The 26,581-nt window shown below is 71.8% G+C and carries 23 protein-coding genes; 10 read left to right on the top strand and 13 right to left on the bottom strand.

What is annotated here, in order from left to right; all coding sequences use genetic code 11:
• Positions 1-18 precede the first annotated feature (18 nt).
• Entirely contained in the window at positions 19-3,198 is a 3,180-nt protein-coding gene (locus tag ACZ51D_RS11970; RefSeq protein WP_465621996.1) for a putative bifunctional diguanylate cyclase/phosphodiesterase, read from the top strand.
• Here ACZ51D_RS11970 and ACZ51D_RS11965 read toward each other — a convergent pair.
• Complete coding sequence (locus tag ACZ51D_RS11965; protein ID WP_465621998.1) at positions 3,183-3,473, bottom strand: helix-turn-helix domain-containing protein; 291 nt, start codon at positions 3,471-3,473, stop codon at positions 3,183-3,185. The genes ACZ51D_RS11970 and ACZ51D_RS11965 overlap by 16 nt on opposite strands.
• Positions 3,474-3,662: 189 nt before the next feature.
• Positions 3,663-3,974 (bottom strand): ArsR/SmtB family transcription factor, encoded by a 312-nt coding sequence (locus ACZ51D_RS11960; protein ID WP_465622000.1) that lies wholly within the window; start codon positions 3,972-3,974, stop codon positions 3,663-3,665.
• Between the two features lie 127 nt (positions 3,975-4,101).
• Between ACZ51D_RS11960 and ACZ51D_RS11955 the strand changes: the two genes are divergently transcribed.
• Both ACZ51D_RS11955 and ACZ51D_RS11950 read left to right on the top strand, forming a co-directional pair.
• On the top strand, positions 4,102-5,670 hold the full coding sequence (locus ACZ51D_RS11955; protein WP_465622002.1) for an MFS transporter: 1,569 nt from the start codon (positions 4,102-4,104) through the stop codon (positions 5,668-5,670).
• Positions 5,671-6,016: 346 nt separating this feature from the next.
• Positions 6,017-7,507 carry an FAD-dependent monooxygenase gene (locus ACZ51D_RS11950; RefSeq protein WP_465622004.1) on the top strand — a complete coding sequence of 497 codons (1,491 nt, stop codon included), beginning with the start codon at positions 6,017-6,019 and terminating at the stop codon, positions 7,505-7,507.
• A gap of 100 nt (positions 7,508-7,607) precedes the next feature.
• On the opposite strand, the gene ACZ51D_RS11945 is transcribed toward ACZ51D_RS11950, so the two are convergent.
• The 4 genes from ACZ51D_RS11945 to ACZ51D_RS11930 form a co-directional block, all read right to left on the bottom strand.
• Positions 7,608-8,816, bottom strand: a complete 1,209-nt coding sequence (locus ACZ51D_RS11945) for a cytochrome P450 (RefSeq protein WP_465622006.1) — start codon at positions 8,814-8,816, stop codon at positions 7,608-7,610.
• A gap of 58 nt (positions 8,817-8,874) precedes the next feature.
• Positions 8,875-9,531, bottom strand: a complete 657-nt coding sequence (locus ACZ51D_RS11940) for an HAD family hydrolase (protein ID WP_465662095.1) — start codon at positions 9,529-9,531, stop codon at positions 8,875-8,877.
• 150 nt (positions 9,532-9,681) lie between these two features.
• Positions 9,682-10,698, bottom strand: coding sequence for a ScbA/BarX family gamma-butyrolactone biosynthesis protein (locus tag ACZ51D_RS11935; RefSeq protein ID WP_465622011.1), 1,017 nt, complete (start codon positions 10,696-10,698; stop codon positions 9,682-9,684).
• A gap of 248 nt (positions 10,699-10,946) precedes the next feature.
• Positions 10,947-12,743 carry an alpha/beta fold hydrolase gene (locus ACZ51D_RS11930; protein ID WP_465622013.1) on the bottom strand — a complete coding sequence of 599 codons (1,797 nt, stop codon included), beginning with the start codon at positions 12,741-12,743 and terminating at the stop codon, positions 10,947-10,949.
• A gap of 292 nt (positions 12,744-13,035) precedes the next feature.
• Between ACZ51D_RS11930 and ACZ51D_RS11925 the strand changes: the two genes are divergently transcribed.
• The 3 genes from ACZ51D_RS11925 (at position 13,036) to ACZ51D_RS11915 (ending at position 16,233) form a co-directional block, all read left to right on the top strand.
• Positions 13,036-13,560: a peptidylprolyl isomerase gene (locus ACZ51D_RS11925; protein ID WP_465622015.1), complete on the top strand. Its 525-nt coding sequence runs from the start codon at positions 13,036-13,038 to the stop codon at positions 13,558-13,560.
• Positions 13,561-13,841: 281 nt separating this feature from the next.
• Entirely contained in the window at positions 13,842-14,798 is a 957-nt protein-coding gene (locus ACZ51D_RS11920) for a phosphatidylinositol-specific phospholipase C (protein ID WP_465662093.1), read from the top strand.
• A gap of 196 nt (positions 14,799-14,994) precedes the next feature.
• Positions 14,995-16,233, top strand: coding sequence for an alpha/beta hydrolase family protein (locus tag ACZ51D_RS11915; protein WP_465662091.1), 1,239 nt, complete (start codon positions 14,995-14,997; stop codon positions 16,231-16,233).
• A gap of 109 nt (positions 16,234-16,342) precedes the next feature.
• Here the strand turns inward: ACZ51D_RS11915 and ACZ51D_RS11910 are convergent, their stop codons facing one another.
• On the bottom strand, positions 16,343-16,633 hold the full coding sequence (locus ACZ51D_RS11910; protein WP_360490477.1) for a winged helix-turn-helix transcriptional regulator: 291 nt from the start codon (positions 16,631-16,633) through the stop codon (positions 16,343-16,345).
• A 132-nt stretch (positions 16,634-16,765) separates the two neighbouring features.
• On the opposite strand from ACZ51D_RS11910, the gene ACZ51D_RS11905 reads away from it, so the two are divergent.
• On the top strand, positions 16,766-17,164 hold the full coding sequence (locus ACZ51D_RS11905; protein ID WP_465662088.1) for a YybH family protein: 399 nt from the start codon (positions 16,766-16,768) through the stop codon (positions 17,162-17,164).
• Positions 17,165-17,524: 360 nt separating this feature from the next.
• Here the strand turns inward: ACZ51D_RS11905 and ACZ51D_RS11900 are convergent, their stop codons facing one another.
• The 3 genes from ACZ51D_RS11900 to ACZ51D_RS11890 all read right to left on the bottom strand — a co-directional run bounded on the left by ACZ51D_RS11900 (position 17,525) and on the right by ACZ51D_RS11890 (position 21,197).
• Positions 17,525-18,253: a hypothetical protein gene (locus ACZ51D_RS11900; protein WP_465622024.1), complete on the bottom strand. Its 729-nt coding sequence runs from the start codon at positions 18,251-18,253 to the stop codon at positions 17,525-17,527.
• A gap of 114 nt (positions 18,254-18,367) precedes the next feature.
• The gene (locus ACZ51D_RS11895) at positions 18,368-18,907 is read right to left on the bottom strand and encodes a PadR family transcriptional regulator (protein WP_465622026.1); all 540 of its coding nucleotides are present in this window, start codon (positions 18,905-18,907) and stop codon (positions 18,368-18,370) included.
• A gap of 247 nt (positions 18,908-19,154) precedes the next feature.
• Positions 19,155-21,197 (bottom strand): oxidoreductase, encoded by a 2,043-nt coding sequence (locus tag ACZ51D_RS11890; protein ID WP_465662086.1) that lies wholly within the window; start codon positions 21,195-21,197, stop codon positions 19,155-19,157.
• Between the two features lie 250 nt (positions 21,198-21,447).
• On the opposite strand from ACZ51D_RS11890, the gene ACZ51D_RS11885 reads away from it, so the two are divergent.
• Positions 21,448-22,683 carry an FAD binding domain-containing protein gene (locus ACZ51D_RS11885; protein WP_465662084.1) on the top strand — a complete coding sequence of 412 codons (1,236 nt, stop codon included), beginning with the start codon at positions 21,448-21,450 and terminating at the stop codon, positions 22,681-22,683.
• A gap of 31 nt (positions 22,684-22,714) precedes the next feature.
• On the opposite strand, the gene ACZ51D_RS11880 is transcribed toward ACZ51D_RS11885, so the two are convergent.
• Positions 22,715-23,290, bottom strand: a complete 576-nt coding sequence (locus ACZ51D_RS11880) for a TerD family protein (RefSeq protein WP_360490494.1) — start codon at positions 23,288-23,290, stop codon at positions 22,715-22,717.
• A gap of 256 nt (positions 23,291-23,546) precedes the next feature.
• On the opposite strand from ACZ51D_RS11880, the gene ACZ51D_RS11875 reads away from it, so the two are divergent.
• Together ACZ51D_RS11875 and ACZ51D_RS11870 are read left to right on the top strand one after the other, a co-directional pair.
• Positions 23,547-23,840: a hypothetical protein gene (locus ACZ51D_RS11875; protein ID WP_465622031.1), complete on the top strand. Its 294-nt coding sequence runs from the start codon at positions 23,547-23,549 to the stop codon at positions 23,838-23,840.
• A 90-nt stretch (positions 23,841-23,930) separates the two neighbouring features.
• Positions 23,931-24,434, top strand: a complete 504-nt coding sequence (locus ACZ51D_RS11870; protein ID WP_465662082.1) for a hypothetical protein — start codon at positions 23,931-23,933, stop codon at positions 24,432-24,434.
• On the opposite strand, the gene ACZ51D_RS11865 is transcribed toward ACZ51D_RS11870, so the two are convergent.
• Positions 24,422-25,981, bottom strand: a complete 1,560-nt coding sequence (locus ACZ51D_RS11865; protein ID WP_465662080.1) for a glycerol-3-phosphate dehydrogenase/oxidase — start codon at positions 25,979-25,981, stop codon at positions 24,422-24,424. The two genes, ACZ51D_RS11870 and ACZ51D_RS11865, sit on opposite strands and share 13 nt — an antisense overlap.
• Positions 25,978-26,580, bottom strand: coding sequence for a TetR/AcrR family transcriptional regulator (locus ACZ51D_RS11860; protein WP_360490506.1), 603 nt, complete (start codon positions 26,578-26,580; stop codon positions 25,978-25,980). Before ACZ51D_RS11860 ends, ACZ51D_RS11865 begins: the two co-directional genes overlap by 4 nt.
• Between the last annotated feature and the right edge of the window lies 1 nt (position 26,581).

Raw genomic sequence — 26,581 nt, 5'->3', positions numbered from 1 at the left:
GCGGAGGAGGTAGCCTCGTTGACACGCCGGCGACAACGCCTGATGGCCTGTTACCTGCTCTGGATGGTGCTGTTCACCGGCATCTACTACACCAACCCGGGCCAACGGATCATCTGGTGGACGGGCATCGGCCTCGGCGGCGTCGCCGCCATCGTGGTCGGCATCCGCCTCAACCACCCCGCGCACGCGCGCTTCTGGTACCTGCTGGCGCTCGCCAACCTGAGCTTCACCGCAGGCGAAGTGGTGCAGGCGGTCCAGCTGGACATCCTGCACCTGCCCAACCCGTTCCCCTCCGTCGCGGACGGCTTCTACCTCGCCGAGTTCGTGCTGTACGCGGCCGGCGTGCTCGGCTTCATCCGCTGGCGCACCGCCCGTCAGGACCGCGCCGGACTGCTCGACGCGCTGATCCCCACCATCGGCCTGGCCCTGCTCTCCTGGATCTACCTGATCCTCCCGTACACCCACAGCCCCGACCTGACCTGGTTCCAGCGGGCCGTCTCGATGGCCTACCCGCTCGGCGACGTGGTCGTCCTCGCCCTGCTGCTGCGCCTGCTGACCCCGCGCGGCGGCAACTCCCGCTCGCTGCAGCTGCTCGCCGTCGGCACCGTCGGCCTGCTCGTCTCCGACGTGCTGTACGGGCTGATCCAGCTGCACGGCACCTGGCGCATCGGCACGCCCGTCGAACTCGGCTGGGCCGCCTTCTACACCGCCTGGGGCGCGGCCGCCCTGCACCCGTCGATGGTCGAGCTGACCAGACCCGTCCCCACCCAGCAACCGGACCTCAGTGCCGCCCGGCTCGTCCTGCTCACCCTCACCTCGCTGATCGCCCCGGCGATCCTGATCATCGAATCGCTGAACGGGAACACCGGCAACGCGGGCGTGATCGGCGCCTTCTCCGCGCTCCTCTACCTGCTCGTACTCGCCCGGCTCGCGGTGGTCGTCTCCGCCCGCAGACAGGCCATCGCCCGCGAACGGGCGCTGCGCGAGGCGGGCGCCCGGCTGACCGCGGCCGTCACCGTGGTGGAGGCCGCGGACGCCGTCCAGTCCGCGGCCTCCACCCTGATGCCCGCCGAACCCGGGCACGTCGCCCTGCTCGCCGTCGCCGAGGCCGGCGTGCTGCACGTCCGGCACGCCGAACACGACGCGGCCGAGCATCGGCTGGGAACCGCCTCCGACTCCGACCAGGTGCTGGCCCTCGCCGCCTACCGCGAGAGCCGACTGCTGCCCGTCGAGTCCGTCGACCTGCCCGGCCACGAGCTGACCGGGCACCTCGACAGCCTGACGTACGCCCTGATCTGCCCGCTCACCCTCGCCGAACGCCCCTCCGGCGACCCGCTGATCGGCGCCCTCATCGTCACCGGCACCGAGCAGGAACTGGCCAGCCTCTGGAGCTCACTGGAGATCCTCGCCGCGCAGGCCGCCCTCGCCGTCGAACGGGTCGTACTGAGCCAGGAGGTCAACCGCCGCAACAGCGAGCTGTACTTCCGCACGCTCGTCCAGAACGCCAGCGACGTCATCCTGATCCTCGACGCCGACGACGGCGTGCGCTACGCCTCCCCCTCCGCCGAGTCCGTGCTCGGCAACCCCGCACTGGAAGGCACCCTGCTCATCGACCTCGTCCCGCCCGAGGACAGCCGGGACGTCAGCAAGGCGCTCGCCCGGATGCGCGGCTCGACACCCCCGCCCCGCGGCGAGCAGCCCCGCGAACAGTCCAGGGAACAGCTGCGCGAGCACTGGCGGCTGCTGCGCCAGGACCGCACCCCGATCGAGGCCGAGGTCCGCTTCAACGACCTGCGCGCCGACCCGACCGTCGGCGCCCTGGTGCTCACCCTGCGCGACGTCACCGAGCAGCGGCAGATGGAGCGCGAGCTGACCCACCGGGCCTTCCACGACTCCCTCACCGGCCTTGCCAACCGGGTGCTGTTCCAGGACCGGGTCGGGCACGCGCTGTCCCGCGGCGAGCGCAGCGGGTCCGTCACCGGGGTGCTCTTCATCGACCTGGACGACTTCAAGGTGGTCAACGACACCCAGGGTCACGCGGTCGGCGACGAGCTGCTGGTCGCCGTCTCCCTCCGGATCTCCACCACGCTGCGCTCCTCCGACACCGCCGCCCGGCTCGGCGGCGACGAGTTCGCGGTGCTGGTGGAGGACGCGATGCGGACCTCGGACGTGGACACCATCGCGGCCGGCGTGCTGGAGGTCTTCACCGAGCCGTTCAAGCTCAAGGCGGGCGCGGTCCGGGTGAACGCCAGCATCGGCGTGGCGACCACCGAGGACAGCGTCGACGCCGCCGAACTGCTCACCCACGCCGACCTCGCGCTCTACTCCGCCAAGGCGGCCGGCCGCCGCCAGTGGTGCCACTACCGGCCGGCCCTGCAGGCCGGGCTGGTGGAACGGCACGAGATGAACGAGCACCTCGACTCCGCGATCGCGGAATCGGCGTTCCAGCTGTACTACCAGCCGATCGTCGACCTGCGCACCGGCGACCTGGTCGCCTTCGAAGCCCTGGTCCGCTGGCCGCACGACCGGCGCGGCATGGTCCTGCCCGACGAATTCATCGCCCTCGCCGAGGAGAGCGGCCAGATCGTCCCGCTCGGCGCCTGGGTCCTCGAACGCGCCACCCAGGAGGCCGCCGCCTGGCACGCCGCCAGCTCCACCGCCCGCACCACCGCCGGCCGCCTCCCGCTCCGGGTCAACGTCAACGTCTCCGCCCGCCAGTTCCGCGACGCGGGCTTCGTCGACGTGGTCCGCCACGCCATCGCCACCTCCGGCATCGACCCGCACACCCTCGTCCTGGAACTCACCGAATCCGTCCTGATGCGCCGCGACGACCGCATCCACGCCGACATGGCCATCCTCTCCGGACTCGGCGTCGGCATCGCCATCGACGACTTCGGCACCGGCTACTCCTCGCTCTCCTACCTGCGGGAGTTCCCGATCTCCCTACTCAAGATCGACAAATCCTTCATCGACGGCCTCGGCCACTCCCACCAGCAGTACGCCCTGGTCGAGGGCATCGCCCGCATCGCCGACACCCTCGGTGTCCAGGTCATCGCCGAGGGCATCGAACACCCCGAACAGCGCGACCTCCTCGCCGCCATGGGCTGCCCCCTCGGCCAGGGCTACCTCTTCGCCCACCCCATGGACTCCCCCCACGCCCGCTCCCTCGTCCGCAACACCACCTACGAACCGGCGTGAGGGGCCCGCGTGAGGGGAAGGCTCGTCGGGAGGCCCGCCCGGTGATCCTCGTGCAGCGCCCTCGACAGCACCGTCAGCAGCGCGAGCGTCGGCATCGCGTGTCCGGCCTCGATCGCGCGCAGGTGGGTCTCGGGCAGACCGGAGCGGGTGGCGAGGTCGGCGAGGGTGAGGCCGAGGGCGGCACGGCGGTCCCGGACGGCGCGGGCCAGGGTTGCGGCGGGATCGCCGTCGGGATGGGCGGGGAAGTCCTCGATCAGGGGGCGCGCGTGGTCCACCGGGGTCTCCTCATCGTCCTGTGAGGGCGCACAGTTTGACACACCGTCACCAGCAGGAGAGGCCAAGGGGCGGTCAAGGTTCCTTGACCGCCCCTTGGTTCCGGACGCCCGCCCGGAGAGCTCAGGGGTTCGCGCGGCTCAGGGGTTCGCGCGGCTCAAAGATTTGCGCGGCTCAGGGATTTGCGCGGCTCAGGGATTTGCGCGGATCAGGTCGAGCAGTCCGGGGAAGCGCTTGTCCAGGTCCTCGCGGCGGAGGGTGGCCGCGCGACTGTTGCCGCGGTCGACCTGACGGACCAGGCCGGCCTCGCGCAGGACGCGGAAGTGGTGGGTGATCGTGGACTTGGAGACCGGAAGGTTGAAGGAGGCGCAGGTGCGTGCCGCCCCCTCGGCTTCCTGCAACAGGGCGGAGATCACCCCGTAGCGCAGCGGATCGGCGAGTGCGTTCAGGACCATCCGCAGATCCATCTCCTCGGTCGAGGGGTGGCCTTCCGGGTCGGGCATCGGATCCTCCTTCCTCAGACATCCTCAGGTATGGGTTGCATCGTACCTCGCCCGCATGGCACCGTAAGGTTCGAAAAATTCCTTACCTGGCCGTTCCGCGGTCGGGCCGAGCCTGGAGTTGTGCCCCATGAGTACGCAGACCACGTCGTCTGCCACGCCGCCGGTGGTAACGGAAGCGCAGCAGCCCGGCCGAACGCTGACACTGGCCGCGGTTCTCCTCGCAGTGTTCGTCGTGCCCATGTCCATCTCCGGCACGGCGGTCGCCCTCCCCGACATCGGCACCAGCACCCACGCCGACCTCGCCCCGCTCCAGTGGGTGGTGAACGCCTTCAACGTCGCGTTCGCCTGCTTCACCCTGGTCTGGGGCTCGATCGCCGATGTCATCGGCCGGGTCAAGGCCTTCGCCGCCGGTGTCGCCGTCTACGCCGTCGCCTCGCTCGCCAGCGCCGTCGCCACCGACGTCATCTGGCTGGACGCCGCCCGCGCCCTCACCGGCATCGGCGGCGCCGCGATCTTCTCCTGCGGAGCGGCGATCGTCTCCACCGTCTTCGACGGCCCGGCCCGCGCCAAGGCCTTCGCCATGTTCGGCACCATCGCCGGCATCGGCGTCGCCATCGGACCCTCCCTCGCCGGCGTACTGGTCCAGGGCCTCGGCTGGCGCTGGGTGTTCGCCGTCCACGCCGTCGCCCTCGCCGTCGTCCTGCTCGCAGTGCCCGCGATCTCCCGCGCCATGCCCTCCGACAGCGGCAGCGGCGGACGGATCGACGTCCCCGGCAGCGCACTGTTCGTCGTCGCCATGGTGCTGCTCACCACCGCCATCGTGCAGGGCTCCCAGTGGGGTTGGGGCAGCGTCGGAGTGATCGGCCTGTTCGTCGGCGCGGTCGTCGTGCTGGCCGTCTTCGCGGCCGTCGAGAACCGCAGCGCGCACCCCATGCTGGACCTGAGCGTGCTGCGCAACCGCCGCTTCGTCGGCCTGTGCCTGGTGCCGGTCGCCGCCTCCTTCGGCTTCGTCACCATGCTCACCTACCTGCCGAGCTACCTGACCGCCGTCACCGGCCGCAACACCGGCGCCGCCGGCGTGCTGATGCTGCTGCTCACCGCCCCCGTGCTGGTCTTCCCGATGCTCGCCGTCAAGCTCGTCACCCGCGGCGTCTCGGCGCTCACCCTGATCTACGTCAGCCTGGTCTGCCTGGTCGTCGGCGACATCGCCCTCACCCTGCTCTCCCCCTCCGTCACCGTCCTGGTGCTCGCGGCCCCGATGCTGATCACCGGCGCCGGCATGGGCCTGTCGGCCGGCCTGGTCGACGGCCAGGCACTGGAACTGGTCGACCCCGCCAAGGCGGGCATGGCGGCCGGCTTCCTCAACACCCTGCGCCTGGGCAGCGAGGCCGTCGCCGTCGCGGTGTACGGCTCCGCGCTGGCCACCGTGCTCGGCACCCGCATCACCGACGGCATCGGCGCGCACGAGGGCGCCTCGCAGGCCGACAAGGTCGCCGACCAGGCAGCCGGCGGCGACCTCTCGGGAGCGGCCGACCTGTCCGGCGCCACCGACCACAAGGGCTTCGTGGACTTCCTCGCCAGCGCCTACGACTACGCCTTCCACTCCGTCCTGTGGGGCCTCGCGGCCGTCGGCGTGGTGCTGATCGTCGTGATCGCGGCCATGCTGCGCGGCGGCGGGCAGAAGGCTCAGGCCTGACGGTCCGGGCCTGACAGCCCCCGATGACCACGGCCGTGAGGCCGTTCCGAGACGCGGGAGGGCGGCTACCCCCGGGCCGCCCTCCCGCACCATCGCCCCGAGACCGGGCCCGGCGCCGACACCCCCGAACGGCGCCGGGCCCTCACCCATGCGCCGACCGCCATGAGCTCCGCTCATGCGCGCGGCCATGAGCGGAGCTCATGCAGTTCGCCCATGAACGCCACTCATGTCGCCTTGCCCATGAACGCCACTCATGTGGACCCGCCCATGAACTCCGTTCATGCCGCCCACCCATGAGCGCCGCTCATGTCCGCGCCTACCCCACCCGGAAAGGACCTCCGCACCCATGGATCCCGCCACCACTTCCCGTGCCCAAGTCGTCGTCATCGGGGGCGGCCCCGTGGGCATGCTCGTCGCCGCCGAGCTGGGCCATCACGGCATCTCCACCGTCGTTCTGGAGACGAACCCGGAGACCGTCGACCAGCCCAAGGCCGGCACCCTGCACGCCCGTACCGTCCAGGGCCTGGCCCGCCGCGGCCACCTGCGCGCCCACCAGGCCACCGACACCGGCCTCGCCCGTCCGAACGCCGACGCCTTCCACTTCGCGGGCTTGCCCGGCCTGGTCATCACCGCCCCCGGCACCGAGCCCGCGCCGATCTACGGCCGCTCCCAGGCCGACCTGGAGCGGGACTTCGAGGCCCGGGCCCGCGCCCGCGGCGTCACCGTCCTGCGCGGCCACACCGTGACCGACCTCGTCCAGGGCCCGGCCACCGTCGAGGTCGTCGCCGAGGGCCCGGACGGCGTACGGCAGCTGACCGCCGAGTACGTCGTGGCCGCGGACGGCGCCCGCAGCACCGTGCGCGACCTGCTCGGCTTCGCGAGCGAGACCCACCCGGCGACCGTCTCCGCCCTGCTCGGCCTGGTCCGCCTCAGCGACCCCCACCGGGTGCCCTCCGGCTGGAACCGCACCCCGCGCGGCTGGACGATCGCGGGCGTGAACCCGTACGGGCACAGCCGCTTCTTCACCATCGACTTCCGTGGCCCGCACCGCGACCGCCACGCCCCGCTCACCCTAGGCGAGCTGCGATCCGAGGCCGAGCGCATCCTCGGCCACGCGGTGCCGATGACGGACCCGGTGTTCTTCTCCAAGTTCAACGACTTCTCCCGCGTGGTGTGCGACTACCGCAAGGGCCGGGTCTTCCTGGCCGGCGACGCCGCCCACGTGCACTTCCCGGTCGGCGGCCAGGGCCTCAACCTCGGCCTGCAGGACGCGCTCAACCTCACCTGGAAGCTCGCCCACACCCTGGCCGGCACGGCGGGCAAGGACCTGTTGGACACCTACAGCGCCGAGCGCCGCCCGGTCGCCCGCCGGGTGGTCGACAACACCCGCGCCCAACTCGCCCTGATGCGGCCCGATCCGGGCCTGGACCCGCTGCGCGACCTGGTCTCCGAACTGCTCGGCGTCGAGGGTGCCAACACCCACCTCGGCAACATGATCAGCGCCCAGGACACCGTCTACCCGGCGCGCATCTCGGACGGCTCCCCCTGGGAGGGACACTTCCTTCCCAACCTCCCCCTCACCACCGAGGACGGCCCCACCGACGTCATCCGTCTACTGCTGGACGGACGCCCGGTGCTGCTCCTGCTCGGCGCCGACGAGGAGGCGCACCGCAAGCAGGCCGAGGGCTGGTCGCACCTGCTGCGCGTGGTCCGGGCCGAGGGCAACCGCAAGCTGCCGTGGGACGCCGTCCTGGTCCGCCCGGACGGCTACGTGGCCTGGGCGTCCGACGGCGGTCCGCTGGCCGGCACGCTGCGCGAGTGGTTCGGCGAGCCGTAGCGGACGCCGGCCCGACCGGCCATGCCCGAAGGGCGGGTACGGCTTCCCGTACCCGCCCTTTCACGCACCTACCGGACCGCCACCGCGACTACCGGCGCGGCTACCACCGCACCGGCAGCGAGGTCGGCCGCCGCAGCACCGTGCCGATGTCCCACGGCACGTCCGCCGGCTCGACGGCCAGTGCCAGCGTCGGGAACTCCTGCGCCAGGCGGGTCAGCACGGACACGATCTCCATCCGGGCCAGCGCCGCGCCCATGCAGTGGTGCATCCCGTACCCGAACTGCAGGTGCCGCTTGGCCGGTTGGCGGTCGGGGTCGATCACCAGCGGGTCCGGGAACACCTCCGGGTCGCGGTTGGCGGCGAAGGCGTCCGGGTAGACGACGCTGCCCTCGGGCACCAGGCCGACGCTGGTCTCCAGGTCCCGGCCCGCGATGCGCGGGAAGGCGGAGATGGTGCCGAGCGGGATGAGCCGGATCAGTTCCTCGGCCAGCCGCGGCGCGATCTCCGGTTCCTCGGCGAGCCGGCGCCACAGCGCCGGGGCGGCCAGCAGGGTGTAGAGCGACTTGGTGAGCACGGACACGATGTTCTGGTCCGCGCCGAGCAGGGAGCCGAAGAAGATGCCGGTCAACTCGGCGTCGTCCATGGCGGGTTCGACGCGGTCGCGGTTGGCCCGGAACTGCTCGATCAGGCCGCCGGGCAGCACCGGCCGGGCGCCGGTGACCAGGTCCTGGACGTAGCCGTAGACCTGGTAGAAGTGCTGGACGAGGTCGGGCACGTTCTCGTGGGAGGCGATCTGCACCACCCGCGAGGACGGCCGGAAGTAGTCGACGTCGTCCAGCGGCACGCCGAGGAAGTGGCAGTTGACGGTGATCGGCACGCGGTCGATCAGGTCGCTGAACAGGTCCGGGGATTCGGCCGTGCGCAGCCGCGCGATCCCCTCCTCGATCACCCGGTCGAGCACCGGGCGCAGCCGCTCCACGCCGGTCGCGCTGTAGTCGGCGGCGACGAAGCCGCGCACCCGGGCGTGGTGCGGGGCGTCCAGGTTGAGCAGCAGTTCCTTCGGCATCACGGTGGGCAGGAAGCTCGGCCCGCCGTCGACGTTGGTCTCGGTGCGGCCGGAGGCCGGGTCGGTGAGCAGCTTGTGGACGTCGGCGTAGCGGGTGAGGTGGACGGCGGAGTGGCCGCTGGGCAGCTCGATCAGCGGCACGCCGTTTGGTCCGGGCTCGGTCAGCGGGGTGAAGGCCGGGACGGGGTCCAGGTGCGGGATGTCCGTGACGGTGGCGGTCGCGGACGGGACGACGGTGGTCATGCGTTCTCCGGTGGGAGGTGGGGGTGAGGGAGCGCGGCCGAGGACAGCCGATGAGCGGTCAGGTGAGCGCGGGCAGTCCGATCAGGCTGGTCAACTCCCGTACGGCCTGGGCACTGTTGCGGAAGTGCACCGCGCGCCAGCCGCAGCGGCGGGCGGCGACGCAGTTCTCGGGGAGGTCGTCGATCAGCACGCACTCCTCGGGCGTCACCCCCGCCTGCTGCTCGGCGAGGCGGAAGATCTCCGGGTCGGGCTTGCGGAACCCGACCTTGCAGGAGTCGACCACGCAGTCGACCTCCCCGGCGGGCGCCACGATGGCCTGCCAGTACGGCTCCCACTCCACGACGTTGTTGCTGAGGATGCCGACCCGGAAGCCGTTCTCCTTGGCGTGCCGCACGGTCGCGGTCATCACCGGGTTGGCGTTGACCCCCTCGAACCACTGCTCGCCGAAGCGCTCGAAGCGGGCGCGGGTCAGGTCGATGCCGGGGTTCTCGTCCCGCAGGACGCGGACCATGGCGTCGCCCCACTCGGCCTCGGTGAGCATGGCGAGTTCGATGGGCGCGAGCGGTTCGACGCCGAGCTCGCCGGCGACGGTGCCGAGGGCGGTCTTCAGCTGGCGCGGGGTGATGCCGGTGCGGGTGTGGTACGAGTCGAAGAGGTCGTCCAGCGGCGGCGAGAGCACACCGCCGAAGTCGAACCAGATCATGGGCTTGGACATGGCGGTGTCTCCTTGCGGTGCCGTGACGTGGCGGCGCCGTGACATGGCACAGTGACGTGGCGCCGCGACTCGGGCTGTTCGGGCTGTTCGGGCTGTTCGGCTTTTTCGCGCTGCTCAGGCTTCTCGGGCTGCTCAGGTTTTTCGCGCTGCTCAGGCACTGGCCGCGGCATAGGCGAAACGATTCTCCAGAGCACCCGTGATCGGGCTGGTACGGGCGAGGTGCACCCGGGCGCGGGCGATCTGCTCGTCCTCCTGCACCATGCTGATCTCGAACGCGACGGTGTCCGCCGCCGGCGACTCCACGACCCGCACGACACAGTCGGTCGGCAGCTCGAACTCGCCGAAGCGGGTGAAGTCCGTCTCCACCCGGGAGAGCAGCAGGCTGCGCGACGAGAGTCCGAACAGCTCCTGCGCCGCATACATCGCGGACTGGCGGAAGCCCTCGAAGATCAGCGCGCCCGGGATGTGGTCCAGCGGGTGGTCGAACAGCGCCGGGTTGCCCTGGTCCACGACGACCTGGGCGCGCAGCTCGTGGCCCCCCAGCTCGACCCCGGCCAGCACGACGTTCTGCCCCGAGGCGCGGCCGACGGAGATCGACGGCACCCGGCGCCCGGTGTGGTGCGGCCGGGCCGGGGCCAGGGTGAGGGCGGCGCGGCCCTTGTCACGCATCCGGTCCCAGGCGGCACCCGGCATCCACTGGCACACGGTGCGCATGGTGGCGGCCTCGTCGCCGTCCACCGAGAGGACCAGGTCGAGGGTGCTGCCGGTGACGACGCCGTCCCGGCGCTTCAGGTCGACCTGGTGGGCCCGGATCTCGGCCTGGCCGGGGCGGGCCCCGATCCGCAGAGCCTCCGGGTCGGTGATGTTGAGTTCCCCGCTGACGAAGATGAACTTGTTGTCCAGCGGCGCGTCCAGGAAGGTGTGCGCGGCGTAGATGGACGCCTGGCGGAAGACCTCGACCAGCAGCAGCGGGTCGTAGGCGGCGGGCGCGGTGACGTTGTCGCTGTAGTAGCTGTGCACCCGCGGCAGCTGCGCGGCGATGAGGTACTCGCCCTCGGCGACCCGGGCGGAGTCGGTGAGGAAGACCTCACAGATGGCGGCCCGGTGGACGGTGGCACGCGGGACGGTGTTCGAGTAAGTGAGAGTACCGTCCAGGATTGCGGACATGACTGAGCTTCCCCCTCTGGGCTCTTGCATGTAGGTACCCCTCCGATCGGAGGTGCGAGCGTGATCGTACCTCTGTTCGCGGCGAGGTTACTGTGGCGTAGGCCACGTGAAAGCGAACAGGTGTGTTAAAAGTTCGCGTGGACCTTGTTGCGGGGATTGCCCAGGTCAGCGGCCGATCCAGGACGGCGACCAGGAGAACGCCAACGGCCCGCCGCAGGTTGGCGACGGGCCGCTGACGGAACAACGGGTCAGCCGAGCGGCAGCTCCAGGCTCGCCTCGCCGCCGGTCTGCGAGCTGATCGTGGTGGTGCTGCCGTCCACGCTCGCGAAGGAGTACAGCTGGTCACGGCTGTTCACGACCAGGGCGAGGCGGTGCCCGGCCGGCAGGTCGTAGGCGGCCGGCTGCAGCTCCCAGCTGACGGCACTGTTGACGTTCGGGGTCAGGTTCGTCGCCGTGTACGGCTCGTGGGTGATGATCCGCGCGGTGCCGTCCGGCGCGACGTCGTACAGGTAGGCCACCAGCGTGGTGGCGTCAGCCGTGCTGCGCACGGTGAGCTTCACGGTGGCGGCGCCGCGGATCCGCCGCGCCACCTCGCCCTGGCCGGTGAGCGGGTCGGTCGACCAGACCAGCAGCTGCGCGCGGTCGAACTTGGCGACGTCGTAGACCTTGGGATTGCCGAACCACTCCTGCTGCCCGGTCGCCATGAGGGCGTTCACCGCGGTGGCCTCGGTCAGGTTCCCGGCGGTGAAGTCCCGCGACCACCCGGCGGTCGGCTTGTCGGACAGCGCGCCGTCGCCCGCACCACCCGTGCCGGTGAGATACCAGGACTCGCTGCCGGTGGTGACGTCCTCCCAGGCCCCGTGCGGCTCGCGGCGCGCCGGGACGGTGATCAGCTTGGTGCCGCCGGGGATGACGATGGTCCGGTAGGTGAACATGGTCTGGTTGTTCACCGCCGTCCAGCTCGGCACGTCGTTGTCCGCGCCGAGCAGGTGGCGGTCCAGCCACTCGTAGGCCTCCCGCATCGGCACCGCCAGACCGGGGAACGGCAGGCCGCCGACCAGACCGGCCAGCCCCGGGCCCTCGGGGGCGCCGTGGTCGCCGATCCACAGGTTGAGGCGCTTCGGGACGGTCAGCCGGGTGAACGTGTCGATCACCGAGGCGACCGGGAACAGCGTCTCGTGCCAGGTGTTCGAGACGAAGGTCGGAATGTCGCGCTCGTTGGTGATGTCCAGGTAGGCCTCCGGGGAACGCTCGGTGCCCCAGGCGACCACGCCCTCCAGGTTCTGCCCGCTGAGGAAGTCCTTGAGGAGTTGCTGGGTGGCCTCGTCGAACTTCTCCTCCAGCGCGCCGCCGGTGAAGCCGATCAGCGCCTGGACGGCCGAGAGGTGCCGGGTGTCGTTGTGGAACAGGCTGGTGGCCAGGTTGCCCCAGGTGCTCAGCGCGACGACGGCGTCGACCCGGTCGGCCGGGTCGTGCGCGGCGACCAGCTGGCTGATCCCGGAGCCGTAGGACTCGCCGAGGAAGCCGATCCGGGAGGGGGTGAAGTGCTCCTGCGCGTAGTCGATCACGGCCGAGCCGTCGGCCCAGTCGTTCGGCCCGGCCACGTCGATGAAGCCCTCGGAAGTGGACAGCCACCCCGCGATGCCGATGCCGCGCGGCGAGTAGGCCAGCACGTGGTAGCCGCGCCGCGCCAGCGTGAGGTACGCGTAGAGGAACGGCAGCCAGCCGTACGGGTTCCAGCCGGCGGGCACGATCACGACGGGGTGCGGGTTGCCGTCGTTCAGCTTGATGCTGAGCGCCGACAGACGGACGCCGTCGGGCGCCGTGATGCGGGGCAGCTCGACCGTGGCGGCCTGCCGGATATCGGCCACCAACTCGGAGAGCTCCGACGGGAGTTCGCCGACGGGCTCCCCCCGGAGGGCCGCCAGCAGCGCCTGGGCCACTTCGACGACGGACGGGTTGACGGTGAGACCGGCGCCCCAGATGCCGTTGGTGGCGATGTCAGTGAGTGTCGCGTCGGTGATCGACGGGGTCTGGTCGGTCATGCGGAACCACCCTCTCGTGAACGGATACCGAAGCGCTTCTTGGCCACAAGGGACGTATCCAAACTGATGGCATGGCAGCTTCGCCCGAACGAATGAGCCGCAGAGACCCTCACCCACGGACCTCCCCGGCCTGTGGTAGTCGCCGCCTCCGAGGCCATGCCATCCGCATGCCTCATCCGCTGCCGCGACACTCGCGGTCACTCGTGCGAGTGAGATGCCGTGCCGTCGCCCCGAGTCGTCCGCCCGGTCGGAAGACTGGCCCGCGCCAGTAGGACCGACCGAAGGATGTGCCATGGCAGAAGAGCTGTACGCGACGCTGAAGACCAACCAGGGCGACATCGTGATCCGGCTCCTGCCGCATCACGCCCCCAAGACCGTCCGGAACTTCGTGGAGCTCGCCAAGGGCGACCGGGAGTGGATCAACCCGGAGACGGGGCAGAGGACGACCGACAGGCTGTACGACGGCACGGTCTTCCACCGGGTCATCGAGGGCTTCATGATCCAGGGCGGCGACCCCCTGGGCAACGGGACCGGCGGGCCCGGCTACAAGTTCGCGGACGAGTTCCACCCGGACCTGGCGTTCACCAAGCCGTACCTGGTGGCGATGGCCAACGCCGGGCCGGGCACCAACGGGTCCCAGTTCTTCATCACCGTCACGCCGACCACCTGGCTCACCGGCAAGCACACCATCTTCGGCGAGGTCGCCGACGAGGCCGGCCGGAAGGTCGTCGACGGCATCGCCGAGGCGGAAACCGGCCGCAACGACCGCCCGGTGAAGGACGTGGTCATCGAGTCGGTCGCCATCGAGGCCCGCTGACCGGCGGAGGCCCACCACCGCCCGGAGTGGGAGGTCGACCCCGCCGACTTCCCACTCCCACCGCCGACGGCTGATCGGCGACCGGCTGCGCGAGCGTGAACCCGGCCCACTGCCCCGGGGGGACTGCCCCGGGGGGACACTCCTGCCTCAGCACATCACCGGGTCGGTAGTCGTGACTCATGGGCGGGCCCCTCGTACAGTGGACCCGCCGACGCCGAGGCCGCGTTCGGAGCAGCGACAGCGCACGTCCCAGCCGATCCGAAGGCCGAAGGAGCCACGCCATGGGCATCGCACGTCGTGATCTTCTCAAGTGGGGCGCGGGAGTCGGCGGGGCAGCCGCCCTGGGAGGCGGCCTCGTCCTGCCGTCCACCACCTGGGCCGCCGCGCGGACCACTCCACGCGGACTGCCGACCGACAACTGGATGAGCCGCCTGGACGGAAACGCCTCCCTGCTCGGTCTCACCATCCCCGGCACCCACGATTCGTGCTGCGAGAACCCCGGCTACGGCACCGAGTGGTCGCACACCCAGAACTGGGGCATCCCACAGCAGTTGCAGGAAGGCGTTCGCTTCCTCGACATCCGCTGCAACGGCCTGCAGGGCGCGCCCGACGAACTCGGGATCTACCACTCCGACAACTACCAGCACATCCGGCTGCAGGACGTCCTCGACCAGTGCCGGTCCTTCCTGCAGGCACACTCCGGCGAGACCATCGTGATGCGCCTCAGGAACGAGCGGGCGGGCGGACAGGCCCTCGGCGACGACGAGTTCATGCGACGGGTCAACTACTACTTCAACGAGTTCGGCTTCCGGAGCCTGTTCCACCTCTACGGCTGGCCGACGCTCGGCACCGCGCGCGGAAAGGTCGTCCTGCTCGCCGACTTCGCCAACCCCTGGGGTCTGATCGACTGGTCCAGCGGCCAGAACGAGTACCTCGACACCCAGGACGTCTGGGAGATCGGCGGCAGCGACCCGCTGGGCAAGAAGGGCCAGTACATCGTCACCCAGTTCGACAAGGCGTTCCTCAACCCGAACTACTCGAAGATGTTCGTCAACTTCCTGAGCTACGCCGGTGGTTACTGGCCCAAGAGCAGCTCGCAGAGCCTCATGGACCGCACCGTCTACCCGTACCTGAACGCCCGCACCCAGCAGCGCGCCCGGTTCGGCATCGTGCCGATGGACTTCCCGGACTTCCACGTCAACGTGCTGCAGATGCTGATCGACAAGAACTTCGTCTGACCGGGACAGGCACACGGTGAACACCGAGCCCGAGCCCGAGCCCGAGCCCGAGCCCGGTGCGCCGGCGCACCGCCAGGCTGTCGCTTTCCGGTCCGCATCAGCCCAAGGACGTAAACCCGTGGGCCAATACCCGGTGACGGAGGATCAATCGGCGGGCTGATGCTGCCCGCCCGCCCCGCGTGACAGCGTTCAGCGCATGGACACCACGCCGTTCGCAAGCCGTACCGGACTGACGCGCCGCCGCATGATGGGCACCGCCCTGGCCGTGGGCACCGCCGTGCCGCTCGGCCTCGCCGGCGCCGCCTGGGGCGCCCCGGCCTCCTCCGGCGGTCCGGCCACGCCCACCGGGTCCGCCCCCGCCCGACTCACCCTTCCCGCGCCCACCGGCCCGTGCCTCGTGGGCATGGTGCCGCTCCACCTGCGTGACACCTCCCGCCCGGACCCGATCGCCGGCCCCGGCCGCTACCGCGAGCTGATGGCCACCGTCTGGTACCCGGCCCGGAGCGCCGACACCCACGCGTACCCGCTCGCCCCCTGGATGACCGACGGCGCCCTGCGCGCCTTCCTCGACGACGCCGGCTACCCGCTCGACCCCTCCGTCGCCCCGCTCACCGCCGGCCACCAGGGCGCGCCCGTCCACCGGACCGGCCACCGGCTGCCCGTCGTCGTCTTCTCGCACGGCTCCGGCAGCCACCGCGCCGACCACACGGTCATCTGCCAGGAGCTCGCCAGCCACGGCTACGCCGTCGTCACCGTCGACCACACCCACGACGCGTTCACCGAGTTCCCCGACGGCACCGTCTCCACCCCGTCGGACCTCGTCCCGATGGCCCCGAAGGACTACGCCGCCGACGTCCGCTTCCTCCTCGACCGCGTCGACGACCTCGCCGCCGGCCGCAACCCCGACGTCGACGGTCGCACCCTTCCGGTCGGCCTGCTCGGCGGCCTCGACCCCGACGCCGTCGGCGCGTTCGGCTGGTCCAAGGGCGGCACCGCCACCGCCCTCGCCATGGCTGCCGACCAGCGCATCCGCGCCGGACTCTCCCTCGACGGGCCGATGATCGCCAACCCCGCCCCCACCACCGACCTCGACCGGCCGTTCATGATGATGACCGCCGTCTGGGCCCGGGCCACCAACCCCGCCGCCGAAACCTTCTGGACCCACCTGCGCGGCTGGCGGCTCGACATCCAGGCCACGGGCGCCATCCACGCCTCGTACGGCGACAACATGACGCTGATCCCCCAGGCGGGGAAGCTGCTCGGCATGACCGAACAGCAGATCCAGTCCCAGGTCGGCACCCTGGACCCCGACCGGGGCATCCGCATCCAGCAGGCCTACCCGCTCGCCTTCTTCGACCTCCACCTGCGCCACCGAGGCCGCCAACTCCTCGACGGGCCCTCGCCGGCCTTCCCGGAGGTCACCTACCACCCGTAGGCCGCAAGCCCGGACGGGAGGGGTCCAGGTGAGAGGAGCCCGGGGCGAAGGTCCGAGTGGGAGGGGCCCGGGTGGGAGGGCGGCCGCCACGGGGGTGCGGCCGCCCCTCTCACCGGCTGCCCGCCAGCCGCTCACCCGTGCGGTACAGCTCCACCAGCAACGGGCGCAGCGCCTCCCCCGCCGGCGTCAGCCGGTACGAGGTCCGCACCGGAAAACCGGTCAGCCGCTCCCGCACCACCAACTCCCTTTCCCCCAGGGCCTGCAGCCGCTCCGCGAGCACCTTCGAGCTGATCTCCGGCAGCCGCGCCCGCAACTCCCCGTACGAGGCGGGGCCGTGCATCAACTCCCGCAGCACCAGGGTCGTCCACCGGCCCGCCACCGCCGCGAGCGCCACCTCCACCGGGCAATCCGTCTCCGGTCGCACCGTACGGCCGCGCTCGCCGGGCACCAACTCCGCGTCCCAGCTCCGGCTTTCGGCGCGCGCGTCGCTTCCCGTTTGGTGACCTACGGCACGCCCGTCTTCACTGCTCACATGACTCACCCCACCAGCCTCCCCGCGAGCACCGACCCGGCACAACACCCGGCAGCCTTCGCCGCCGCGTTCAACTCCGGCGACCCGGGCCTCCTCGCCCAGGTCTACGAGCCCGGCGCCGTCTTCGTCCCCTCCCCCGGAGCCGCCGTCACCGGATCCGAACTCCACGGCGCCAGCGCCGAGTTCCTCGCTCTCGGCCTGCCCATCACCGTCCGCCCCCGGCACACCTACGTCGCCGACGACATCGCCCTCCTCATCGTCGACTGGGAGATCACCGGCACCGCCCCGGACGGCACCCCCGTCCACCTCACCGGCACCGCCACCGACGTCGCCCGCCGCGACCCGGCCGGCCACTGGCGCTACGTGATCGACAACCCCTTCGGCACAGCGAGGCCTTGAGAGGCGAGGCCTTGAACGGCGCGGCTTTGAGAGGCGCGGCTTTGAGAGGCGGGGCTTTGAGGGGCGGGGCCAGTCGACTCGCACCCTCCGGTTCACCGCGCAGGAGCAGACCTGGCCGGTCTGCGGGTCGAAGGAGAAGCTACCCAGGTACCGGCCCCGGGTGACCGACCGGTCGAACAGCTCGCTGTGCTACCAGTTCCTGGGCCCCAGTGGCCGTAGCCGACGTCCTCCACCGCGCCGTACCGCCAGGTGTCGGCGAGCGTCACCGCCGTGCACGATGTGTCCCCACCGCACGCGGCGAGGCACGCGGCGGGGAGCAGGGCCACCTCGAGCACACGTCCTTCAGGAACCCGACCGAAGTCAGACCCGCATGCCCTGGGTGGCCACGACGGTGGGCGGGGTGGTGCTGCCGGCGGTGGTGCCGAGGGTGCGCTCGACCTTGGCCACGGCGGTGCGGTACTGCATCGAGGCGGTCTGCGAGGAGGCGCCCTCGCGCTGGAAGTAGCCGAAGGCCATCGCGACCGTGCCGAAGCGCTCGATGCCGATGAAGGCGTTGAGTTGGACGCCGGCCAGGGTGCCGTCGAGGCGAACCGCGGGGGCGTCCTGGCGGTCGCCGAGGGTGATCGGGGTGACGGTGAAGGTCACCGTGTCCTCGGTGCCGGCGTTGAAGGTGATGTTGTGGCAGCTTCGGAGGGCGTCGGCCACGCTGTTGAAGTCGGCGGCGAGCCGATCGGGCGCCTCGGCGGCGAGGGCCTCGGTCACCATCGGGTTGCCGTCCGGGCCGTCGAGTTCGGTCTCGGCGCGCGGGTTCGCGAGGCCGGGCTGGGTGGCGTGCATGTTGATCAAGGCACTGAGCGCGTCACAGCCGCTGACCGGGCTCGGGTTGTCGCCCGGGCTGGGGCTCTGGGTGGCGGGTGCCTCGGTGAAATCTGGGCCGAGGTCGGCCGCGGTGAGCAGGGCAGATTTCAGCTGGTCGGCGGAGGGGAGCTCCTGGGTGGGCGCGGCCGACGCCAGGTGGGCCGGGCCCAGAGCGACCGCCACGACGACGGCCGCGGCGGTGATGGCGTGGAGAGGCCTAGGAAGAGACATACGGGCCCCCGGTCGAGAGTTCGGGCAGGGACAAGGCAACCAGTGTCCCACCGGCGGCTGGGCGCGGCGCGCGGGGCGGGCATCTTCGCAGGTCAGGGCCGGGTGCGGCGAGGGTCAGGCATGGTCCGGGGAGAGGGCTTCGAGGGTCTCGGCGAGCCACTCCAGCCAGAAGGTCTCCAGCCCGATCCCGGCCCGCAGCACCGCGTGCTGGAGCCGGTTCTCGCCGTCCGCCTTCTCGGCCGGGAAGTCGCGTCGCTCGATCTCCAGGTAGTCGGCCAACTGCGCGCGGTGAAGCGCCAGATGGCGCTCCAGCTCGGCCGTCAGGCCGTCCGCGCCGACCACCGCCGCCGCCCGCAGCCGCAGCAGCAGCGGCTCCCGGACGGCGCGCGGGGCGGCGCCCTCGGCCGTCCAGCGGACCAGTTCGGCACGGCCCTCCGGCAGGACCTCGTACTCCTTCTTCTGCCCGCGCACCGGCGCGTCCGGCCGAAGGGCCCGGATGTGACCGGAGGCCTCCAGCCGGCCCAGCTCGCGGTAGATCTGCTGGTGGGTGGCGGGCCAGAAGAAGGCGATCGACTTGTCGAACCGCCTGGTCAGTTCCAGCCCCGAGGACGGCTTCTCCAGGAGGGCGGTGAGGATGGCGTGCGGCAGCGACATGCGGACGATCCTAGGGGCGCATGAGCGGGTCGGATGGCTGCGGGCCGTGAGCGGGTCTCATGGAGCGAGGCCATGAGCAGGCCTCATGGGGCACGCTCATGAGAAGGTCTCATGGCCGCGCGCATGAACAAGTCTCATGGGGCACGCCCATGAACGGATCTCATGACCGCCCCCCATGAGCAGGTCACATGGCCCGGTCACATGAGCGCGTGCATGAGCAGCCCTCATGCACGCGCCCATGAGCCGCTCAGAGCGAGGCGGCCAGTTCGGTGCCCTGCTTGATGGCCCGCTTGGCGTCCAGCTCGGCGGCCACGTCGGCGCCGCCGATCAGGTGCACTGCCAGGCCGCGCTCGCGCAGCGCCTCGTACAGGTCGCGGCGCGGCTCCTGGCCGGTGCAGAGCACCACGGTGTCGACCGGGATCAGCTGGCGCTCACCGTCCACGGTGATGTGCAGGCCGGCGTCGTCGATCAGGTCGTACGTCACGCCGGGGACCATCACCACGCCGCGGTGCTTGAGCTCGGTGCGGTGGATCCAGCCGGTGGTCTTGCCGAGCCCGGCGCCGACCTTGCTGGTCTTGCGCTGCAGCAGGTGGACGCTGCGCGGGGGCTTCGGGCGCTCGGGGGCGCGCAGGCCGCCACGCTCGCGGTATTCCGGGTCGATGCCCCACTTGGCCTGGAACACCGGCGGGTTGAGGCTCGCCTGGTCGCCCTGGTCGGTGAGGAACTCGGCCACGTCGAAGCCGATGCCGCCCGCGCCGAGGATGGCGACCCGCTCGCCGACGGGCGCGCCGTCGCGCAGCACGTCGAGGTAGCCGACCACGCTGGGGTGGTCGATCCCGGGGAGGTCGGCGGGGGTGCGCGGGGTGACGCCGGTGGCGAGGACGAGGTCGTCGTAGCCCGCTTCGGCCAGCTGTTCGGCGGTGGCGGTGGCCCCGAGGTGCAGCGTGACGCCCAGTTCGGCGAGCCGGGTGCGGTAGTAGCGCAGCGTCTCGTCGAACTCCTCCTTGCCGGGGATGCGCCGGGCCACGTTCAGCTGTCCGCCGACCGTCTCGGCGGCGTCGTACAGCGTGACCTCGTGGCCGCGCTCGGCGGCGGAGACGGCGAAGGCGAGGCCGGCCGGGCCGGCGCCGACGACGCCGACGCGCTTGCGCACCTTGGTGGGCGCGAGGACGAGTTCGGTCTCGTGGCAGGCGCGCGGGTTGACCAGGCAGGAGGTGATCTTGAGGCTGAAGGTGTGGTCCAGGCAGGCCTGGTTGCAGCCGATGCAGGTGTTGATGGCGTCGGCGCGGTCGTCGCGGGCCTTGGCGACGAAGTCGGCGTCGGCGAGCAGCGGGCGGGCCATCGAGACCAGGTCCGCGTTGCCCTCGGCGAGCAGGCTTTCGGCGATCTCGGGGGTGTTGATGCGGTTGGTGGTGACCAGCGGGATGCCGACCTTGCCCATGACCTTCTTGGTCACCCAGGCGAAGGCGCCGCGCGGCACCGAGGTGGCGATGGTCGGGATGCGGGCCTCGTGCCAGCCGATGCCGCTGTTGATGATGGTCGCCCCGGCGGCTTCGACGGCCTGGGCGAGCCGGATCACCTCGTCCAGGGTGGAGCCGCCCGGCACCAGGTCGAGCATGGAGAGGCGGTAGACGATGATGAAGTCGTCGCCGACCCGCTCGCGGACCCGGCGGACGATCTCCACCGGGAAGCGCATCCGCCGCTCGTACGGGCCGCCCCACTCGTCGTCGCGCCGGTTGGTCGCGGCGACGATGAACTCGTTGACCAGATAGCCCTCGGAGCCCATGATCTCGACGCCGTCGTACCCGGCTCGGCGGGCGAGTTCGGCGCAGCGGGCGAAGTCCTCGATGGTCTGCTCGACCTGTTCGGCCGTGAGCTCGTTGGGCACGAAGGGGCTGATCGGGGCCTGGAGGGCGCTGGGGGCGACGAGGTCGGGGTGGTAGGCGTAGCGGCCGAAGTGCAGGATCTGCAGGGCGATCTTCCCGCCCGCGGCGTGCACCGCGTCGGTGACCAGGCGGTGCCGGTCGGCTTCTTCCTCGGTGGTCAGCATCGCACCGCCTTCCCAGGGGCGTCCGGCCTCGTTGGGGGCGATGCCGCCGGTGACGATCAGGCCGACGCCCCCACGGGCGCGCTCGGCGTAGAAGGCGGCCATCCGCTCGTAGCCGTGGGGGGCTTCTTCCAGGCCGACGTGCATCGAGCCCATGATCACGCGGTTGGGCAGGGTGGTGAAGCCGAGGTCGAGTGGGCTGAGCAGGTGCGGGTAGCGGCTGCTGCCGGGGGTGGCGCTCATCGACGTCTCCTGGGGCGCGGGCTGGGTGTCGTGGTTACCGCAGGGTAAGGGGACGGGTCGATCGGTTGCAACTAGTTGCATAAAGCGGGGGAAGCCCAGCGGCCACGGCCCGAACCGGCCGCCCTGCGGCTCGGACCTGCCGCCCCGGACCGAACCGACCGAACGCCGCGCGGACGGCGGGACGCCCGCGTATCGTCGTGTCCCGGACATCGCGGGCTCGGGAGAGGGGGCGGCCGTGCGGGGTGGTTCGGTGGCCGTGGTCGGGGGCAGCATCGCCGGGAGCGCGTTCGCCGGGGCCGCCGCCCGGCTGGGCGCGGAACGGGTCGTGGTGCTGGAACGCAGCCCGGGCCGACTGGAGGACCACGGCGTGGGCATCTGCACCCACAACGACCGCTTCGACGAACTGGTCCGCGCCGGGCACCTCGCCGCGGACACCCGCCGCCACCGCCTCACCGTCCGCCGCTGGACCACCCGGGGACCGGCCGACGAGGGCGACGGCCCGGACGGGCGCGGGCGGGTGCTCTGGGACCAGCCGTTCCCGTTCCACTCCCACCACTGGGCCGTCCTCTGGCAGGCCCTGCGCGAGCGCAAACCCGAGCAGGTCGAGTACCGGCTGGGCACCACCGTCACCGCGGTCGGCGGCGACGAGCAGGGCGCCTGGGCCGAGGACGCCGACGGCGGCCGCCACGCCTACGACCTGGTGATCGGCGCGGACGGCTACCGCTCGGTGGTCCGCGCCGCCGTCTGCCCGCAGGCCGCGCCCGAGTACGCCGGGTACGTGTGCTGGCGCGGCAGCTACGACGCCGCACTGCTCGACGGGCTTCCCGGCGGGGCCGCGGTCTGGCCGGAGGAGGAGTGCATCACCGTCTGCTACCGCGGCGGACAGGTCGTGATCTACCGCATCCCCGGGCTGGACCCCGGCCGCACCCAGGTGAACTGGGTCTTCTACGCACCTACCCCGGCCTGGCTGCGCCTGGACGGCCCGACCAGCCTCCCGGCGGGCGCCCTCACCGACGGGCGGCTGGACGAGCTGCGGCAGCTCGCGGAGCGGCACCTGCCGCCGTACTGGGCTGGGCTGGTCACCCTCACCCCGCGTGAACGGACCTTCCTGCAGCCCGTCTACGACCTGGCGACCCCGCGCCGCACGGCCGGGCGGCTGCTCATCGGCGGGGACGCGGCCACCGTCGTGCGCCCGCACAACACGAGCGGGGCGGTGAAGGCTATGCAGGACGCACACGCCTTCGAGCAGGCCGGACGGGCCGCCGGCTCCTGGTCGTCCCTACTGGCCGCGTACGACCGCGAACGGAGCGCGGCCGGCCGGGAGTTGGTGGACCTGGGCCGGACGCTCGGCCGGGCGCAGGTCACCGAGGCACCGGACTGGTCGACCATGGACGAGCCCGCGATGACCGCCTGGTGGCAGCACCAGCTCACCGGCAGCGGGGGTTTCGGCGGCCACGCGCTCGGACGGACCGAACCTTCCGCGTGACCACCGAAACCCGCCGGCTCCGGCGCGAGGATCAGACGTTGACGCCATAGTCGGTCGCGATGCCGCGAAGGCCGGAGGCGTAGCCCTGGCCGATGGCGCGGAACTTCCACTCGGCGCCGTTGCGGTACAGCTCTCCGAAGACCATCGCGGTCTCGGTCGAGGCGTCCTCGGACAGGTCGTAGCGCGCGATCTCCTGGCCGTTGGCCTGGTTGACGATCCGGATGAACGCGTTGCGGACCTGACCGAAGCTCTGCAGCCGGGCGTCGGCGTCGTAGATCGACACCGGGAAGACCACCTTGGCCACGTCGGCCGGCACCCGGTCCAGGTCGACCTTGATCTGCTCGTCGTCGCCGTCGCCGCCACCGGTCAGGTTGTCGCCGCTGTGCTCGACCGAACCGTCGGGGCTGCGAAGGTTGTTGAAGAACACGAAGTGCTGGTCCGAGATCACCTTGCCGAGCGCGTTGCACAGCAGCGCACTGGCGTCCAGGTCGTAGTCGGCCCCGGTGGTGGTGCGCACGTCCCAGCCGAGACCCACGATCACGGCGCTCAGACCGGGCGCCTCCTTGCTCAGCGAGACGTTGCCGCCCTTGGCCAGTGAAACTCCCACAATGCCCTCCTCTGATCTCTCCCTGCGGACGAATCTACAACACTGTAGAGATCACGAGAATCCGCCTGAAGGCGGGCTCCGCCCCGGGAATTTCTCCGGGTCCTTTTCAGGGACTCCGACGGGAACCGATCGAGGGGAACCCGAGGCCGGACCGACCGGACCGACCGGGGCGCCGGGGCGGTGCGGCCGACCTAGACTGGCGGTGGTTCCCCGATTCCCGGTTCCCCCGGCTGCGGCGCCCTCGCGGGAGGTTCCCATGCGCCAGCGGTACAGCTTCCACGTCGACCAGGGCGGACACTCCGTGACCGTCAACGTCCGCTCCGGCTGGATCACCGAGACCGAGCTGCTGGTGGACGGCAAGGAGTGCGCCTTCCACCGCGTCCACGGGCACGGCAGCTACCCGCTGACCCTCGCCGCCCAGCTCGCCGAGGAACCGCCCCGGCCGCTCGCGGTGACCCTGGACCGCACCGGCAGTGCCGAGCAGCCGCTCTCCTGCGTCCTGGAGCTCGCCGGCACCGAACTCCCCATGCCGGAGCACGCGGCCCGCTGAAACCGTCCGTGCGGGTGGTTTGCCCGTGAATGCGCCGAAACCCTACGATCTCCCATTCGCATGTTCCACCCTCCCCCATGAGAGCCCCGCATGCCCTCCTCCGCGACCCCCCACGCCTCGGACTCCCCGGACGCCTCGGACGCCCCGGGCTGCCCCGACGCCCCGGACTCCCCCGACGCCTTCGCCGTCTTCGACGACCTGCTGCGCGAAGCGATGACCGGAGCCGAGCGCTTCGGCCACCGCCGGCACGTCCGCCTCACCTGGCTCGCGGTCCGCCGGCACGGCGCCGCCACCGCCCTCGGCCTGATCGGCGACGGCATCCGGCGCACCGCCACCAAGGCCGGGGCGCCGCAGAAGTTCCACGTCACCATGACCCGGGCCTGGGTCGAGCTGGTGGCCCACCACGCCGACGGCGCACCGGTTTTCGAGGAGCGCGAGGACTTCGAGGCGTTCGCGGCCCGCCATCCCGAGCTGCTCGACAAGGAACTGCTCGCCCGCCACTACCGGCCCGGAACGCTCGCGAGCGAGCAGGCCCGGACCAGCTGGGTCGAACCGGACCTGACGCCCTTCCCCTGGGCCGATCAGCCGTCCTGACACTCCGTCAGAATCTCTTCGACCACCTTCCGTGCCCGTTCCGCGTCCTCCGCGACCAGCCCGATCCGGGTGCGGCGGTCGAGCACGTCGGCGGCGTCCAGCGCGCCCTCGTGGGTGACCGCGTACGCGATCTCGGCGCGCGTGACGTCCAGACCCTCGGTCACCGGCACCGACTCCCCCGCCGCCAGCACCTCGTGGGCGGCGCCGCCGTGCCGGGCGAGCAGTGAGGAGGGCGCCTTCTGCGCGGGCAGGGGTCGGCTGTCCCGGTGTCCGGGGGCGCCGACCAGTGGCAGCCGCGCCGTCCAGCAGGTCCGAGCGGGCAGACCGCGCAGCCGGACGGCGGCATCCACCGCGTCCTCGGCCATCCGGCGGTAGGTGGTGAGCTTGCCGCCGACCACGGTGACCAACCCGGACGGGGACTCCAGCACCGCGTGCTCGCGCGAGATGTCGGCGGTGCTGCCGCCCCCGGTGTCGATCAGCGGGCGCAGCCCGGCGTAGGCCCCGCGCACGTCCGCCCTGGTCAGCGCGGTGGCGAGGGCGGCGTTGACGGTGTCGAGGAGGAAGGTCAGCTCGGCCTCGGCGGGCTGCGGCTCGTCCGGGATCGGGCCCGGGGCGTCCTCGTCGGTCAGGCCGATCGCGACCCGGCCGAGCTGCTGCGGCAGGGCGAACACGAAGCGGCTGGTCGAGCCGGGCACCGGCACGGTGAGGGCGGCGGTCGGATTCCCCAGCATCCCCGCATCCACCAGGACATGGGTGCCACGGCTCGGACGCAACGTGATCGAGGTGTCCACCTCACCCGCCCAGACGCCGGTGGCGTTGACCACCGCGCCCGCCCGGACGGCCAGTTCCTGTCCGGTCAGCGTGTCGACGAGCCGGGCGGAGGTGCCGGTCACCGCCTCGGCCCGGACCCTGGTCAGCACGCTCGCGCCGTACTGCGCGGCGGTTCGCGCCAGGGCGACCACCAGCCGTGCGTCGTCCACGAGTTGGCCGTCGTGCGCGACGAGCGCGCCGCGCAGGCCCGCGGTCCGGACGCCCGGCACCAGCTGTCGCGTGCGGGCCGCGTCGATCCGGCGCATCCGGGGCAGCAGCGCGCCCGGCGTGCCGGCGCTGACCCGCAGCGCGTCGCCGGCGTGGAAGCCCGCGCGGATCAGCGCGCCCTGCCCGGGGCGCAGCAAGTCCGGTAGCAGCGGCACCAGTTGGGGCAGCGCGCGGATCAGGTGCGGGGCGGTGCGGGTCATCAGCACGCCGCGCTCGACCGCGCTCTCCCGGGCCACCTTGATCCGGCCGGAGGCGAGGTAACGCAGTCCGCCGTGCACCAGCTTGGAGCTCCAGCGGCTGGTGCCGAAGGCCAGGTCGTGGGACTCGACCAGCACCGTGCGCAGGCCGCGCGAGGCGGCGTCCAGGGCCACCCCGGCGCCGGTGACACCGCCACCGATCACCAGCAGGTCGATGTGCGGGTCGTCGCCGAGCGCCTCGAGTTCCAGCGTGCGGCGTGCGGCGTTGAGTCGGCTGGTCCCCGCGAAGGGGCCGACGGCGGGCGTCGTCATGGTGCGAGGTATCCGTTCAGCGCTCTGGCCAGTTCGCGCCGCCAGGCCGCCTCTGGCAGCAGGGAGGCGACCATGCGGTGCGACTGGACGGTGGACTGGGCGATCAGCAGGACCATGGCGGCCAGTTCGAGCGGCTCCCCGGCGCGGACCGAGCCGTGCGCCTGGCCCCGCTCGATGCCGCTGCGCAGCGCCTCCAGCAGGCCGCGCTGGCTGGCGCCGAGCCGCTCGACCACGTACTCGAGCAGCAGGTCGGAGTCCTCGGAGTGGAGCAGCGCGCCGAGCACCGGGTGGTCGCGCAGCCGGACGGCGACCTCGACGACCCGTTCCACGAGGGTCTCCCGGTCCTGGACGTCCAGCGAGGCGCCCTCCAGGGTGGCCAGGATCTCCCGGGTGAGCAGCGCGCCGATCACCGCCCGGACGTCCGGCCAGCGCCGGTAGACGGTCGGCCGGCTGACCCCGGCGCGGCGCGCGATCTCGGCCAACTGCGTGCGGCGCACGCCGAGGTGGACGAGCAGGTCGGCGGCGGCGTCCAGGATCGCGTCGTCGGTGCTGCGGGGCTGCCCGGCTGCTGCCGCCGGCTCGGCGTTACTACTTGACATG

Source organism: Kitasatospora sp. NPDC033851, from assembly GCF_055576085.1.
The sequence above is the reverse complement of the archived record's forward strand: the minus strand, read 5'-3'. Positions and strand labels throughout refer to the sequence as shown.

Coding starts and splice junctions, on each gene's coding strand:
- ACZ51D_RS11960 (WP_465622000.1), bottom strand. CDS start 3,974: ATGCCCGACCCGGAAGGCCACCCCTCGACCGAGGAGATGGATCTGCGG.
- ACZ51D_RS11955 (WP_465622002.1), top strand. CDS start 4,102: ATGAGTACGCAGACCACGTCGTCTGCCACGCCGCCGGTGGTAACGGAA.
- ACZ51D_RS11950 (WP_465622004.1), top strand. CDS start 6,017: ATGGATCCCGCCACCACTTCCCGTGCCCAAGTCGTCGTCATCGGGGGC.
- ACZ51D_RS11945 (WP_465622006.1), bottom strand. CDS start 8,816: ATGACCACCGTCGTCCCGTCCGCGACCGCCACCGTCACGGACATCCCG.
- ACZ51D_RS11940 (WP_465662095.1), bottom strand. CDS start 9,531: ATGTCCAAGCCCATGATCTGGTTCGACTTCGGCGGTGTGCTCTCGCCG.
- ACZ51D_RS11935 (WP_465622011.1), bottom strand. CDS start 10,698: ATGTCCGCAATCCTGGACGGTACTCTCACTTACTCGAACACCGTCCCG.
- ACZ51D_RS11930 (WP_465622013.1), bottom strand. CDS start 12,743: ATGACCGACCAGACCCCGTCGATCACCGACGCGACACTCACTGACATC.
- ACZ51D_RS11925 (WP_465622015.1), top strand. CDS start 13,036: ATGGCAGAAGAGCTGTACGCGACGCTGAAGACCAACCAGGGCGACATC.
- ACZ51D_RS11920 (WP_465662093.1), top strand. CDS start 13,842: ATGGGCATCGCACGTCGTGATCTTCTCAAGTGGGGCGCGGGAGTCGGC.
- ACZ51D_RS11915 (WP_465662091.1), top strand. CDS start 14,995: ATGGACACCACGCCGTTCGCAAGCCGTACCGGACTGACGCGCCGCCGC.
- ACZ51D_RS11905 (WP_465662088.1), top strand. CDS start 16,766: ATGACTCACCCCACCAGCCTCCCCGCGAGCACCGACCCGGCACAACAC.
- ACZ51D_RS11900 (WP_465622024.1), bottom strand. CDS start 18,253: ATGTCTCTTCCTAGGCCTCTCCACGCCATCACCGCCGCGGCCGTCGTC.
- ACZ51D_RS11895 (WP_465622026.1), bottom strand. CDS start 18,907: ATGTCGCTGCCGCACGCCATCCTCACCGCCCTCCTGGAGAAGCCGTCC.
- ACZ51D_RS11890 (WP_465662086.1), bottom strand. CDS start 21,197: ATGAGCGCCACCCCCGGCAGCAGCCGCTACCCGCACCTGCTCAGCCCA.
- ACZ51D_RS11875 (WP_465622031.1), top strand. CDS start 23,547: ATGCGCCAGCGGTACAGCTTCCACGTCGACCAGGGCGGACACTCCGTG.
- ACZ51D_RS11870 (WP_465662082.1), top strand. CDS start 23,931: ATGCCCTCCTCCGCGACCCCCCACGCCTCGGACTCCCCGGACGCCTCG.
- ACZ51D_RS11865 (WP_465662080.1), bottom strand. CDS start 25,981: ATGACGACGCCCGCCGTCGGCCCCTTCGCGGGGACCAGCCGACTCAAC.
- ACZ51D_RS11860 (WP_360490506.1), bottom strand. CDS start 26,580: ATGTCAAGTAGTAACGCCGAGCCGGCGGCAGCAGCCGGGCAGCCCCGC.